The following is a 12,952-nucleotide window of genomic DNA, read 5'->3' as shown; positions in this document are numbered from 1 at the left end:
CATCCTCGTGATCACCCGGGGAACGTGCGGGCGGGCCCGGTGCGCCCCGCCATATCCGGTGCGGACAACGCGGCGCGGCCACTTCTCCCGAACGGAGCATGCCCGACACCCGCCGCCGCCCCTAGCCTGCGACTAAAAGCCTGTCCGAAGCCCGTTCTCTCCCCCTGGAGCACCTCATGACTGAACTGACCGGAGGCCCGGCCCTCCCGCAGGAGCGCCGAATCGTCACCTCGATCCCCGGCCCGAAGTCGCAGGAGCTGCTGGCCCGGAAGAACGCGGCCGTCGCGGGCGGCGTCGGTCTGACGCTGCCGGTGTTCACCAAGCGCGCCGGCGGCGGTGTGCTCGAGGACGTGGACGGCAACTCCCTGATCGACTTCGGCTCCGGCATCGCCGTGACCTCGGTCGGCAGCTCCGCCGAGGCCGTGGTGCGCCGTGCGACCGCGCAGCTCGCCGACTTCACCCACACCTGCTTCATGGTGACGCCGTACGAGGGCTACGTGGAGGTCTGCGAGCAGCTCGCCGAGCTGACGCCGGGTGACCACGCCAAGAAGTCCGCGCTGTTCAACTCGGGCGCCGAGGCCGTCGAGAACGCGGTGAAGATCGCCCGCGCGTACACCAAGCGCCAGGCCGTCGTCGTCTTCGACCACGGCTACCACGGCCGCACGAACCTGACGATGGCGCTCACTGCCAAGAACATGCCGTACAAGCACGGCTTCGGTCCGTTCGCCCCCGAGGTCTACCGCGTGCCGGTGGCCTACGGCTACCGCTGGCCCACCGGCCCGGAGAACTGCGCCGAGGAGGCCGCGGCCCAGGCCATCGACGCCATGGCCAAGCAGGTCGGCGCCGAGAACATCGCCGCGATCATCATCGAGCCGGTGCTGGGCGAGGGCGGCTTCATCGAGCCCGCCAAGGGCTTCCTGCCGCGCATCGCGCAGTTCGCGAAGGACAACGGCATCGTCTTCGTCGCGGACGAGATCCAGTCCGGCTTCTGCCGCACGGGGCAGTGGTTCGCGTGCGAGGACGAGGGCATCGTCCCGGACCTGATCACCACGGCCAAGGGCATCGCGGGCGGTCTGCCGCTCGCCGCCGTGACCGGCCGCGCGGAGATCATGGACGCGGCGCACGCGGGCGGCCTGGGCGGCACGTACGGCGGTAACCCGGTGGCCTGCGCTGCGGCGCTCGGCTCGATCGAGACCATGCGCGAGCTGGACCTCAACGCGAAGGCCAAGCGCATCGAGGAGGTCATGAAGGGCCGCCTCTCCGCCATGCAGGAGAAGTTCGACATCATCGGCGACATCCGCGGACGCGGTGCGATGATCGCGATCGAGCTGGTGAAGTCGGGCACGAAGGACCCCAACCCGGAGGCCGCCGGCGCCCTCGCCAAGGCCTGCCACGCGGAGGGCCTGATCGTGCTCACCTGCGGTACGTACGGCAACGTGCTGCGCTTCCTGCCGCCGCTGGTCATCGGCGAGGACCTGCTCAACGAGGGCCTGGACATCATTGAGGGCGCCTTCGCCCGCCTGTAGCCGCGGGTAGGGGACAGGGGTGAAGAACCTGTGCGGAGCGGGTGGTGGACGGGTGATCCGGCTGTCCGGACCGCCCGGCCTGCCGTACGGTTTCTGCAGATGAGAGAAATACCTCGTCCGCAGGGGACTGCGGGCGGAGCCGAGCCGGTACGTCCCCAGTGCCGACCCGGCCGTGCCTTCGCGCACACCACTGGAGCCCTGTGCTCCGGACATCCTCACCGATCGGATGGCCGCCCGCCCCATACCCCCCGGGGCGCGCGGCACCCCGGTCCTCACGGCGGCCTCGGAACCTCCCCCCCTGTTCCGGGGCCGCCGGCATTGCGCCGCCGCCTCATGCGCGGGTTCTTCCCGGCGCTGTGTGTCCTGCTCTTCGTTCTGATCACCTGGCAGGTCGCGGGCCACGGGCCCTTGCGGGCGCTCGACGAGGATCTCGGCCGTACGGTCGGGGGTTCGTCCATTCCGGGGGGCGCCGCGCAGTTCCTCGCCGATCTCGGCAACGCGTCGGTCGCGGTGCCCGTGTTGATCGCCGCCATGGTCGCTTCCCTGCTCCTACGCCGCCGGCACCGGACCAGGCCGTGGCTGCCGGCGGTGTGGGCGGCCCTCACGATGACGGCCGTCCCGGCCGTGATCGTGCCGGTGAAGGCCTGGATCGGCCGCACGGGGCCACCGGCCATGGCGGCGTCCGGGGCGCACGACGGTTTCTTCCCTTCAGGTCACACGGCTACCGCCGCGGTCGCCTACGGGGCTTCTCTCCTGCTGCTGATGCCACACCTCGGCTCCGCCCCACGGGTGCGGCCTCATGCGGGCGTCTCTCCGCCGCCCCATGCCGCGTGTTCGCGTACCGCGCCTCATGCCGGCTCTGTTGTCGGCAGCAACCCGCCTCATGCGCGCCCCACCCGCATGAAGCCCCGCAGCCGCTACGCGCGCACGCGCGCGTGGGCAGCGGTTGCGTTCGTCCTCCTGAACGCGGGCGTGGCGGTCGGTCTGGTGCGGTGCGGCTACCACTGGCCGCTGGATGTGGTGGGCGCCTGGTGCCTGTCCGGCCTCCTGTTGTGGGGGCTGGCACAGGGCCTCATGCGTCCCGTTCGCGGGCGAGGGTCACGGCCGCCTCATGCATCGACAGCTCCAGCAGCACGGGGTCGGTGAGCGTGCCCGTACCGTCGGGCGGGACCACCCACCGGACGCCTGAGGTGGCACGCGACGGGTGGGGCACGACGACCCAGCTGCCGATCCCGGCAGCGCGCACGTCTGTGGCAAACCATCCGGCAGCAGTGCCCGGGGGTACGAAGAAGCCCATGCGGCAGTCGCCGAAGTCCGCCAGGACGGGGCCTACCTGCTCCGTGCAGCGGGACAGGATCTCCAGCGTGGGACGACCCAGTTCGCTGGAGAGGATGAGGACGTCCCAGAGCCTGCCGGCGGGCAGCAGCGTCACCCCGAGGGGGTTACGCTCCCATTCCCACCGGCAGGTCCCGGGATCGGGTGCCGCCGTCGCCAGCCACTCCACCGCGCTCGGCCTCCCCGCGTCGTCACTCATGGCAGTGCCTCCGTTCCGTGTCCGCTCGTTCTGCGTTCACGGATGGAGAGGCCCCGGAGTGCGGATCATTACGCGGGTTTACGGACCTGGTGGAGGTGAAGGGTTCACTGTCCGCAGGACGGCGCGCCCCGGAGCGCCTGCAAGCCGCGCATGGGGCACCAGGCAGGACGGGCATGAGGCCGGCATGCGCGGCGCCGCATGAGGCCCGCAGCCCCCGCCGCATGGGGCGGCTCGAGACCCCAGCGCATGAGGCCGACAAGCCGGTCGGCGCATGAGGCGGCTCCCCGCCCCCGCCCCGCCGTCCTCAGCTGTCGAACCCCAGGCCGACCTTGTCCATTGCCTTGAGCCAGAGGTTGCGGCGACCGCCGTTCTCGTCGGCCTTCGTCATCGACCACTGGGTGATGCCGATGCCCATGGAGCGCACGGGTTCGGGCGGGAACGGCAGCGGCTTGCTGCGCACCATCTCCAGCTCAGTGCGCTCCGTGCGCTCGCCCGAGAGCAGGTCGAGCATCACGTCGGCACCGAAACGGGAAGCGCCGACGCCCAGCCCCGTATAGCCGAGGGCGTAGGCGACCTTGCCCGCGTGCGCCGTGCCGAAGAAGGCCGAGAAGCGCGAGCAGGTGTCGATGGCGCCGCCCCAGCTGTGGGTGAAGCGCACGTCCTCGAGCTGCGGGAAGCAGCGGAAGAAGTGCTCGGCGAGCTTCTGGTACGTGGCCGGGTGGTGTTCGTACTCCGACCGGACGCCACCGCCGTAGTGGTACACGATGTCGTAGCCGCCCCACAGGATGCGGTGGTCGGGCGTGATGCGGAAGTAGTGGAAGTGGTTGGCGGCGTCCCCGAGCCCCTGGCGGCCCTTCCAGCCGACGGCGGCGAGCTGTTCGGCGCTCAGCGGCTCCGTCATCAGGGCGTAGTCGTAGACGGGCGCAATGTAGGAGCGGACGCGCTTGACCAATGAGGGAAAGGCGTTGGTGCCCAGGGCGGCGCGACGGGCGAAGACGCGCCCGTACGGGGTGCGGACGGCGAGGCCGGCGGCGCGGGAGGACAGTTCGGTACCGGGCGTGTGCTCGTAGATGCGTACCCCGAGCTCCGTGCAGGCGCGTTTGAGGCCCCATGCGAGCCGGGCGGGGTGCACCATCGCGACCCCGTCGCGGTCCCAGAGACCGGCCAGGAAGGTCGGGGAGCGGACCTCGGCGCGCAGGGCCTCCCCGTCGAGGTACTCGTAGCCCGTGAGGCCGAGGGCCTCGAGTTCCTCGGCGGCCTCCTGGAGCTCGTGCACCTGGTGCGGGGCGGTGGCGATGTCGATCTCGCCGGTGCGTTCGAAGTCGCAGTCGATGCCGTACCGGGTGAGGGTGGCCTCGATGCCGTCGAGGTTCTTGAGGCCGAGTTCGTGGAGCGTGGCGAACTCGTCGGGCCAGCGTGAGGCGCCGTTGGCCCAACCGTGGGTGAGGGAGGCGGAGCAGAAGCCGCCGTTGCGGCCTGAGGCCGCCCAGCCGGTCTCCCGGGCCTCGATGAGGACGACGTCCCGGCCGGGGTCGCGCTCCTTGGCGAGGAGCGCGGTCCACAGTCCGGAGTATCCGCCGCCGACGACGAGCAGGTCGCAGTGCTCGTCGCCGACGAGCGCGGGAAGCGCCTCCGGCCGGGAGGGGTCGTCGAGCCAGTAGGGCCGGGGAGCGGCGTCGGAAAGTGCTTGGACAGGGTTCATGGCACGAGCGGCCATGTTCTCAGCTCCTTTTTCGGCGCCCGCCGATCAGCTGACCGGCGAGGACGCACAGCACGGCGATGGCGAACATCGCCGTTCCGATGACATTGATTTGAACGGGTGTGCCCCGTTGTGCGGATCCCCAGACGAACATGGGGAAGGTCACAGTCGAGCCGGCGTTGAAGTTCGTGATGATGAAGTCGTCGAAGGACAGGGCGAAGGAGAGCAGGGCGCCCGCCACGATGCCTGGGGCGGCGATCGGGAGGGTGACCCGCAGGAAGGTCTGCAGCGGGGTGGCGTAGAGGTCCTGGGCGGCTTGCTCGAGGCGGGGGTCCATGGACATCACCCGGGCCTTGACTGCCGTCACCACGAAGCTCAGGCAGAACGTGATGTGAGCGATCAGGATGGTCCAGAAGCCGAAGGTGACGCCCATGTTGAGGAAGAGGGTGGCCAGCGAGGCGGCCATGACGACCTCGGGCATGGCCATCGGAAGGAAGATCAGGGTGCTCACGGAGGAGCGGGCGCGGAAGCGGTAGCGGGCGAGCGCGAAGGCGAGCGCCGTGCCCAGGACGGTGGCGCCCACGGTCGCCCAGACGGCGATCTGCAGGCTGAGCGAGAGGGATCCGCAGAGGTCGGCGACGCCGCACGGGTCGGTCCATGCGTCGGTGGAGAAGCGCTGCCACTCGTAGTTGAAGCGGCCGTTGGGCTTGTTGAACGAGAAGACGGTGACGATGACGTTCGGCAGCACGAGGTAGGCCAGTGTGGCCAGTCCGGCGAACACGACGAGGTTGCGGCGGAGCCACCGCACGGGGCGGCTGGAGAGGGCGGCCTGGCGGGCGGGCAGAGCAGACATCAGACCAGGTCCTCCGTCCCGGACTTGCGGATGTAGACGGTGACCATGGCGAGGATGGCGGCCATGAGGATGAAGGACAGGGCAGCGGCGGTCGGGTAGTCCAGGACGCGCAGGAACTGGGACTGGATCACGTTGCCGATCATCTTCTGGTCGGTGGAGCCGAGCAGCTCGGCGTTGATGTAGTCGCCTGTGGCGGGGATGAAGGTAAGCAGAGTGCCGGCGACGACGCCCGGCATGGAGAGCGGGAAGGTCACCTTGCGGAAGGTCGTCAGCGGCCGCGCGTAGAGGTCGCCGGCCGCCTCGTGCAGCCGTGCGTCGATGCGCTCCAGCGAGGTGTACAGCGGCAGGATCATGAAGGGCAGGAAGTTGTAGGTCAGGCCGCAGACGACGGCGAGGGGCGTGGCGAGGACGCGGTGCCCTTCGGTGACGCCGAGCGCGTTGGTGACGTCGAGGACGTGCAAGCTCGCGAGCGCGGAGACGACGGGGCCGCCGTCGGAGAGGATCGTCTTCCAGGCGAGGGTGCGGATCAGGAAGCTCGTGAAGAACGGCGCGATGACGAGGATCATCAGGACGTTGCGCCAGCGGCCGGCCTTGAAGGCGATGAGGTAGGCCAGCGGATAGCCGAGGGCGAGGCAGAGCGCTGTGGCGGTCGCGGCGTAGGCCACGGAGCGCAGGAACTGGGGGTAGTACTCGGTCAGCGCGTCCCAGTACGTGGCGAAGTGCCAGGTGACCTGGAAGCCCTCTTCGAGGGAACCGGTCTGCACGGAGGTGGACGCCTGGTAGACGAGCGGGGCGGCGAAGAAGACGAGCAACCAGAGGATGCCGGGGAGCAGGAGCCAATACGGGGTGGGCTTCCCGCCCTGTGCGGCCGTGCGGCGGGTCGCACGGGGCGCGGGGGCCTTGTCGGTGACGAGTGCCATCAGGTGCCCTCCCCCGCGTCCGTGCCGGCCTCGATGCTCTGCGCGGCGTCCAGGCCGAAGCTGTGCCCGGGGTTCCAGTGCAGGACGACGTCGGCGCCCGGCACGAGGCGGCTGTCGCGCTCGATGTTCTGCTCGTAGACGGACAGGCCCGTGGCCGCGGGGCTGTCGACGAGGTACTGGGTGGAGACGCCGATGAAGCTGGAGGCGGTGATGCGTCCGTGGACGCGGTTGCGCCCCTCGGGGATGGTGCCGGCGTCGTCGGCGTGCGTGAGGGTGATCTTCTCCGGCCGTATCCCGACGAGGAGCTTCCCGCCCGCACGGGGGGCGGTGGTACATCGCGCACGGGGCAGGGCGAGTTTGGTATCCGCGGCGCGCAGGACGAGGGACTCACCAGAGGCGTCGAGAACTTCGGCGGTGATGAGGTTCGAGGTGCCGAGGAAGTTGGCGACGAAGGTGCTGCGGGGAGTCTCGTAGAGGTCGGCGGGGGCGCCGAGCTGTTCGACCCGTCCGGCGTTCATGACCGCGACCGTGTCGGCCATCGTCATGGCCTCCTCCTGGTCGTGGGTGACGTGGACGAAGGTGATGCCGACCTCGGTCTGGATGCGCTTGAGCTCGAGCTGCATCTGGCGGCGCAGCTTGAGGTCGAGGGCGCCGAGGGGCTCGTCGAGGAGGAGCACCTGGGGGTGGTTGATCAGGGCCCGGGCCACGGCGACGCGCTGCTGCTGCCCGCCGGAGAGCTGGTGGGGCTTGCGGCGGGCGAAGTCGCCGAGCTGGACGAGGTCGAGCATGTCGCCGACCTGCTTCTTGACGGACTTGATGCCGCGGCGGCGCAGGCCGAAGGCGACGTTCTCGTAGATGTCGAGATGCGGGAAGAGCGCGTAGCTCTGGAAGACGGTGTTGACGGGGCGCTTGTGCGGGGGGAGGGCCGTGACGTCCTTGCCGGCGAGTTCCACGGTGCCGGTGGTGGGCTGCTCCAGACCGGCGATCATGCGCAGGGTGGTGGTCTTGCCGCAGCCCGAGGCGCCGAGCAGGGCGAAGAAGGAGCCGGCGGGGACGGACAGGTCGAGCGGGTGGACGGCGGTGAAGGCGCCGTAGCTCTTGCTGATGGCGGTGAGGCGGACGTCCGTGCCGCTGCTGCTGTCGGTCGGGGCGGTTGCTGTCATGGTTCTTCGGTCCAGGGGTCTCGAGGGCGTGAGCGCGTACGGCACGTACAGCCGCGTACGTTCTCATATGTCCGGGGCCGGGCGCCGCGCCGGTGGCCCGTTTCGGCGGTTCAGGCGCCGGTGAGCTCGGAGAAAGCGGCCTCGAACGCCTTGTCCTCGGCGGCCGTCAGGGAGCGGAAGGCGTGGGCCTTCGCCAGCATCGCCTCGCCGGGGATGATCAGGCTGTTGTCGGCCAGCTCCTTGTCGATCTTCGCGAGCTCGTCCCGCAGCCCGGAGACGGGGCTGACGTAGCTGATGGCGGCGGCGAGCCGTGCGGCGACCTTCGGCTGGTAGTAGTAGTCGATGAGGCGCTCGGCGTTCCTCTGGTGGCGGGCGTTGCGGGGGACCAGAAGATTGTCGCTGGAAAGCATGTAGCCCGCGTCCGGTATCGCGTACTGGATGTCCGTGTTGTCGGCTTGGAGCTGGACGAGATCGCCCGCCCAGGCGATGCAGGCGGCGATGTCGCCCTTGTTGAGGTCGCCCGTGTAGTCGTTGCCGGTGAAGCGGCGGACCTGGCCGCGGTCACGGGCCCGGCGCAGTCGGGTGATGGCAGCGGTGTATTCGTCGGCAGTGACTTCTTCGGGCCTCTTGCCCATGTCGAGGAGCGTGAGGCCGACCGTGTCCCGCATTTCGGAGAGCAGCCCGACCCGCCCTTTGAGCCGGGGGTCCTCCAGGAGCTGGGACATGGAGTCGACTTTGCGACCGCCGGTGGCTTTGCGGTTGTAGGCGATGACGGCGGGGATTCCGGTCCAGGGATAGGAGTGGACGCGTCCGGGGTCCCAGTCGGGGTTCCGGAAAGCGGGGGCGAGATTGGCGTAGGCGTTGGGGAGGCGTGATGCGTCGAGCCGCTGTGCCCAGCCGAGCCTGATCATCCGGTCGGCCATCCAGTCGGTGACGCAGATCAGGTCCCGGCCGATGTCCTGGCCGGCGGCGAGTTGTTTGCTGACTTTGCCGAAGAATTCGACGTTGTCGTTGATGTCCTCGGTGTACGTCACGGCGATGCCGGTCCGGCGCCGGAAGTCGTCGAGCGTGGGGTGGCTCTTGCCGTCCGCGCCGGCGTCGATGTATCCGGTCCAGCTGGAAAAGGCGAGGGTTCGCTCCCGGGAGGAGCGGTCCGCGGAGGCGCTCAGGGCGCCGTCCGGGCGCCCCGCGGGCGGGATGCCGCAGCCGGCGAGGGCGCCGAGCCCGCCGAAGGCGAGCGCGCCCGCTCCGCCCGTGCGCAGCAGGGTCCGGCGGTTCACCACGGTCCGTGGCTGGTAGCGCTCCATGCGAGGTGCCCTTTCCGTAGCTCCGACGGACTTTGAGCGTGGATCCTGACAGAGCAAACGGAGCCGAACAAGGGATTCCGTTGTTTCCTTTTGGTTACACGGAACCTGCGCTTCGCACGCACCCGCATAAGGGGAGCGAGTAGGCAGCACTGATTCCCCTCGCGGCACGGGGGTGGGGAAATTTCAGGGCAGGCTTACGCGCCCTATTGCCGGACCGACCGTAGCGGCGAAGGAGACCGACGGCTGCGAGCACCAGGTCGGGGACATTACCGGGGGCTATTAAGGGAAGGCTGGCTAGCACAACGCCCCCGAGATCGGCCTGTATTCACCTATTCAGCTCCGGGTCGGCCGGGACACAGCCGGCCGAGGGCCGGCCGAACCAGGATTGCGTCGGCCGGTACGAGAACGAAGTGTCAGTCCAGCGAGAACACGGTTCGGTGCCACGGCTTCCGGGCGACGGCAGTGTTGTCGGACATGACGTGTTTGATCTGGGTGTATTCATCGAACGAATAGGCGGACATGTCCTTTCCGTAGCCCGACGCCCGGTACCCGCCGTGGGGCATCTCGCTGACGATCGGGATGTGGTCGTTGACCCACACGCAGCCCGCCTTGATCTCCCTGGTGGCCCGCCCCGTGCGGTAGACGTCACGGCTCCATGCGGACGCTGCCAGCCCGTACGGCGTGTCGTTGGCGAGAGCGATGCCCTCGTCGTCGCTGTCGAAGGGCAGCACGACGAGCACGGGGCCGAACACCTCGTCCTGGACGATCTCGCTGCCCTGGGGCGCCCCTGTGATGAGCGTGGGGAGGTAGTAGGCGCCCTTGGCCAGCTCCCCCGCGGGCGTCGCACCGCCGGTGACGACAGAGGCATACGCACGCGCCCGCTCTACGAACCCGGCGACGCGGTCGCGCTGGGCGTGCGAGACGAGCGGACCGAGGTCCGTGGCGGGGTCGAAGGGGTCGCCGAGGCGGACGGACGCCATCAGGTCCGCGACGCCCGAGACAAACGCCTCGTACAGGGGGCGCTGCACGTAGGCACGGGTGGCCGCGGTGCAGTCCTGGCCGCTGTTGATGAGGGCTCCGGCGACCGCCCCGTGCACTGCGGCTTCGAGGTTTGCATCGTCGAAGACGACAAACGGGGCCTTGCCTCCGAGTTCGAGGTGCAGCCGCTTGACTGTCCTGGTCGCGATTTCGGCGACCCGCCGACCGACGGCCGTGGAACCGGTGAACGACGTCATGGCGACGCCAGGATGGCCCACGAGGCGCTCCCCCGCGTCCGCGCCGGCTCCGCTGACGACGTTCACGACACCGTCGGGGATACCGGCCTCGGTGGCCGCCTGGGCGAACATCAACGACGTCAGGGGCGTCAGCTCGGCCGGCTTGAGCACGACGGTGTTGCCCGCCGCGACGGCAGGCAGGACCTTCCAGGCGGCCATCTGGAGGGGGTAGTTCCACGGTGCGACGGAGCCCACGACGCCGATGGGCTCGCGGCGTACGTAGGAGGTGTGGTCAGCGCTGTACTCGCCGGCGGAACGGCCCTCCAGGTGGCGCGCGGCCCCCGCGAAGAAGGCCGTGTTGTCCACCGTCCCCGGGACGTCGAACTCGGTGGTGAGGCGGATCGGCTTGCCGCACTGCGCGGACTCCGCACGCGCGAACTCCGCCGCCCGCCGGGCGAGCACGCCCGCGAAGCGGTGCAGGGCGTCGGAGCGCTCCCCGGGCGCCGCGCCGCCCCATGCGGGAAAGGCGGCTTCGGCGGCCGCGACGGCGGCGTCCACGTCCTCCGCGCCGGCCAGCTCGTACCGGAGCAGCTCTTCGCCGGTGGCGGGGTCCACGACCGTGTGCGTACGGCCCGAGGTACCAGGCCGCAGCCGCCCCGCGATGTACTGCGCTCCGCCGGCGAACCGCTCCGCCGCATCGAACCGCTGATCCGTCGCGCCCATCGCACACTCCTCCGCCTGCTGCGTCCCTGCGCGTGGCACAGCACAGGAGCATCGAGGCCGATCCTGACAGAGGAGACGCCGACCAACAAGGGATTCCGTCGCAGTTGCGAGCCTCTGCGACGGAATCGGTGCAGCAGGTGGGGTCCGGCTACAGCCCGGCGCCGAGGCCGAGCAGGCTCGCGAAGAAGGCGAACCACAGCACGGGAAGCACCAGGGCCAAGATGCCGAGGACGATGCCGGTGGTCGCGGCGCTCCGGTTGTTCGCCTCGCCCTTCGTGACCTTGGAGCGGCCGACGGCGCCGAAGATGATGCCGAGGATGCCCAGGATCAGGCCGAAGAACCACAGGAAGACCAGGAGGCTGCATACGGCGCCGATGATGCCGCAGACGAGGCCTGCGGTGCCCATGCCGTTGCTGGGCGGCATGGGGCTCGCGTAGCCGCCTGCGGGGTAGGCCTGGGCGGGCGGGGCGGAGGGGTAGCTGTTCTGCGCCGGGTAGGCGCTCGGCGCCTGTGCGGGGTAGCCGCTCTGACCGGGATAGCCGCTCAGCGCCGGCTGGTTCGGGTAGCCGTAGCCGGGCTGCTGTGGCGGCACCGGGGGCTGCTGGGGCACCTGCTGCGGCGCCCCATAGGGATTCTGGTTGTAGTCAGACATGAAAATGTCCCCTCCGTTGAACTGCGTCCGGCAATGCTATGGGGAACGGTCGGGCACGGTCAGCCGAGTTCAGGTGCCCGCGGAGGACGCAGAATGACAGGCAGGAAGATCAACGGCGACCAGCGGGGAGACGAGCGCATGGAGCGGCATACGGGGCAGCAAGAGGGGCGGCAAGCGGACGGGCCGCGCTCGGTGGCGGAACTGACGGCGGCCGTCGCCCGCGGGGAGCGCTTCAAGTACGTCTGTTTCTGGGGGCATCAGCCGCTGCGTGACGGGCGCATAGGCGCGAGCTGCTTCAGCCAGTGGTGGCCTTCGCCGTTCACAGTGGACGGCACCGTCTACGCCACCGCCGAACACTGGATGATGGCCGGCAAGGCACGGCTCTTCGGCGACACGGAAGCGGAAGCCGAGGCGATCGCGGCCTCGCACCCGAAGCAGGCGAAGGATGCAGGGCGCAAGGTGCGCGGTTTCGACGAGGAGATGTGGCGCCGCCACCGCTTCGGGCTCGTAGTGGAGGGCAGCGTGCACAAGTTCACGCAGGACGCCGCGCTGAGCGCCTATCTGCTGGGCACCGGGGACCGGGTGCTGGTGGAGGCCAGCCCGCTCGACCGGGTCTGGGGCATCGGGCTCGCCGCGGACGACGAGCGGGCCGGGAACCCGGCCCGCTGGCAGGGCGACAACCTCCTGGGCTTCGCGCTGATGGAGACGCGTCAGCGGCTGGCCGGGCGGTCCACGATCAGCACCGGCGCCGACAGGTAGGCGCCATAGGTCCCCTCGGGGTCGTCCTCGGGCGCCGGACCGTCGCTGTCGTCGACATCGATGTTGATGTACACGATGACCATCAGGACGGTGGCGACGAGCCCCACGCCCCCGAGGATCAGGCCGGCGAGCGCCTGCCCGGGGTTCGTGGCCTCTCCCTTGCGCGCCTTGACGCGGCCCACCGCGCCGAAGACGATCGCCAGAACGCCGAGCACCGCCCCCAGGAGAACCGTGGGGGCGAGCACGGTGCCGACGATGCCGAGCACGAGGGCCGCCAGCCCCATGCCGTTGCTGGGCACGGGCGGCACGTAGAACGGCCCGACCGGATAGCCGTACGAACCCGGCTGATACGCGCCCGGGCCGTAGGGGCCCTGGCCGTACGGCGGCGGCTGCATGCCGTAGGGGGCAGGGCCGGGGGCTGAGGAGGAGGGACCGGGAAGTCCGTAGAGCGTCTGCTCGTACGGGTTTCCCTGGTACGCGCTGGGGGTGCCGGGGCCGGTCGGTGCGAGGGGCACGGGCGGGACGGTGCCAGGGGCCGGGGCGGGGGGCGGCGGTACCGGTGCCGCATGAGGCTCGACCCGGGCCGCATGGGGCGGGGCGGC

Annotated in this window: 12 protein-coding genes; 3 read left to right on the top strand and 9 right to left on the bottom strand. The window is 70.1% G+C overall.

What is annotated here, in order from left to right:
- Positions 1–176 precede the first annotated feature (176 nt).
- Both gabT and PS271_RS21790 read left to right on the top strand, forming a co-directional pair.
- Positions 177–1,526: a 4-aminobutyrate--2-oxoglutarate transaminase gene (gene gabT, locus PS271_RS21795; protein ID WP_398383905.1), complete on the top strand. Its 1,350-nt coding sequence runs from the start codon at positions 177–179 to the stop codon at positions 1,524–1,526.
- Positions 1,527–1,625: 99 nt separating this feature from the next.
- Positions 1,626–2,672, top strand: coding sequence for a phosphatase PAP2 family protein (locus PS271_RS21790; RefSeq protein WP_398386981.1), 1,047 nt, complete (start codon positions 1,626–1,628; stop codon positions 2,670–2,672).
- On the opposite strand, the gene PS271_RS21785 is transcribed toward PS271_RS21790, so the two are convergent.
- The 8 genes from PS271_RS21785 to PS271_RS21750 form a co-directional block, all read right to left on the bottom strand.
- Positions 2,599–3,060, bottom strand: coding sequence for a hypothetical protein (locus PS271_RS21785; RefSeq protein WP_398383904.1), 462 nt, complete (start codon positions 3,058–3,060; stop codon positions 2,599–2,601). The two genes, PS271_RS21790 and PS271_RS21785, sit on opposite strands and share 74 nt — an antisense overlap.
- 304 nt (positions 3,061–3,364) lie before the next feature.
- Complete coding sequence (locus tag PS271_RS21780) at positions 3,365–4,777, bottom strand: NAD(P)/FAD-dependent oxidoreductase (protein WP_398383903.1); 1,413 nt, start codon at positions 4,775–4,777, stop codon at positions 3,365–3,367.
- A gap of 4 nt (positions 4,778–4,781) precedes the next feature.
- Complete coding sequence (locus PS271_RS21775; protein WP_398383901.1) at positions 4,782–5,612, bottom strand: ABC transporter permease; 831 nt, start codon at positions 5,610–5,612, stop codon at positions 4,782–4,784.
- Entirely contained in the window at positions 5,612–6,532 is a 921-nt protein-coding gene (locus PS271_RS21770; RefSeq protein WP_398383899.1) for an ABC transporter permease, read from the bottom strand. Before PS271_RS21770 ends, PS271_RS21775 begins: the two co-directional genes overlap by 1 nt.
- The gene (locus PS271_RS21765) at positions 6,532–7,695 is read right to left on the bottom strand and encodes an ABC transporter ATP-binding protein (RefSeq protein WP_398383898.1); all 1,164 of its coding nucleotides are present in this window, start codon (positions 7,693–7,695) and stop codon (positions 6,532–6,534) included. The genes PS271_RS21770 and PS271_RS21765 overlap by 1 nt, the downstream gene beginning before the upstream one ends.
- Positions 7,696–7,805: 110 nt before the next feature.
- Positions 7,806–9,002: a polyamine ABC transporter substrate-binding protein gene (locus PS271_RS21760; protein WP_398383896.1), complete on the bottom strand. Its 1,197-nt coding sequence runs from the start codon at positions 9,000–9,002 to the stop codon at positions 7,806–7,808.
- Positions 9,003–9,415: 413 nt separating this feature from the next.
- Complete coding sequence (locus PS271_RS21755) at positions 9,416–10,939, bottom strand: gamma-aminobutyraldehyde dehydrogenase (protein ID WP_398383894.1); 1,524 nt, start codon at positions 10,937–10,939, stop codon at positions 9,416–9,418.
- Positions 10,940–11,087: 148 nt separating this feature from the next.
- The gene (locus PS271_RS21750) at positions 11,088–11,591 is read right to left on the bottom strand and encodes a DUF4190 domain-containing protein (protein ID WP_398383893.1); all 504 of its coding nucleotides are present in this window, start codon (positions 11,589–11,591) and stop codon (positions 11,088–11,090) included.
- A 138-nt stretch (positions 11,592–11,729) separates the two neighbouring features.
- Between PS271_RS21750 and ybiA the strand changes: the two genes are divergently transcribed.
- Entirely contained in the window at positions 11,730–12,350 is a 621-nt protein-coding gene (ybiA, locus tag PS271_RS21745; protein ID WP_398386979.1) for a riboflavin biosynthesis intermediates N-glycosidase, read from the top strand.
- On the opposite strand, the gene PS271_RS21740 is transcribed toward ybiA, so the two are convergent.
- Complete coding sequence (locus PS271_RS21740) at positions 12,302–12,865, bottom strand: DUF4190 domain-containing protein (protein WP_398383892.1); 564 nt, start codon at positions 12,863–12,865, stop codon at positions 12,302–12,304. The genes ybiA and PS271_RS21740 overlap by 49 nt on opposite strands.
- Positions 12,866–12,952: the final 87 nt, after the last annotated feature.

It is taken from the genome of Streptomyces sp. SCA2-17 (assembly GCF_044336695.1).
This window is presented reverse-complemented; position numbering and strand designations above follow the sequence as displayed.

Bases quoted from the DNA above. Each gene is read 5' to 3' on its own strand.
- PS271_RS21780 (WP_398383903.1), bottom strand. From the start codon at position 4,777: ATGGCCGCTCGTGCCATGAACCCTGTCCAAGCACTTTCCGACGCCGCT.
- gabT (WP_398383905.1), top strand. From the start codon at position 177: ATGACTGAACTGACCGGAGGCCCGGCCCTCCCGCAGGAGCGCCGAATC.
- PS271_RS21765 (WP_398383898.1), bottom strand. From the start codon at position 7,695: ATGACAGCAACCGCCCCGACCGACAGCAGCAGCGGCACGGACGTCCGC.
- PS271_RS21750 (WP_398383893.1), bottom strand. From the start codon at position 11,591: ATGTCTGACTACAACCAGAATCCCTATGGGGCGCCGCAGCAGGTGCCC.
- PS271_RS21790 (WP_398386981.1), top strand. From the start codon at position 1,626: ATGAGAGAAATACCTCGTCCGCAGGGGACTGCGGGCGGAGCCGAGCCG.
- ybiA (WP_398386979.1), top strand. From the start codon at position 11,730: ATGGAGCGGCATACGGGGCAGCAAGAGGGGCGGCAAGCGGACGGGCCG.
- PS271_RS21775 (WP_398383901.1), bottom strand. From the start codon at position 5,612: ATGTCTGCTCTGCCCGCCCGCCAGGCCGCCCTCTCCAGCCGCCCCGTG.
- PS271_RS21760 (WP_398383896.1), bottom strand. From the start codon at position 9,002: ATGGAGCGCTACCAGCCACGGACCGTGGTGAACCGCCGGACCCTGCTG.
- PS271_RS21770 (WP_398383899.1), bottom strand. From the start codon at position 6,532: ATGGCACTCGTCACCGACAAGGCCCCCGCGCCCCGTGCGACCCGCCGC.
- PS271_RS21755 (WP_398383894.1), bottom strand. From the start codon at position 10,939: ATGGGCGCGACGGATCAGCGGTTCGATGCGGCGGAGCGGTTCGCCGGC.
- PS271_RS21785 (WP_398383904.1), bottom strand. From the start codon at position 3,060: ATGAGTGACGACGCGGGGAGGCCGAGCGCGGTGGAGTGGCTGGCGACG.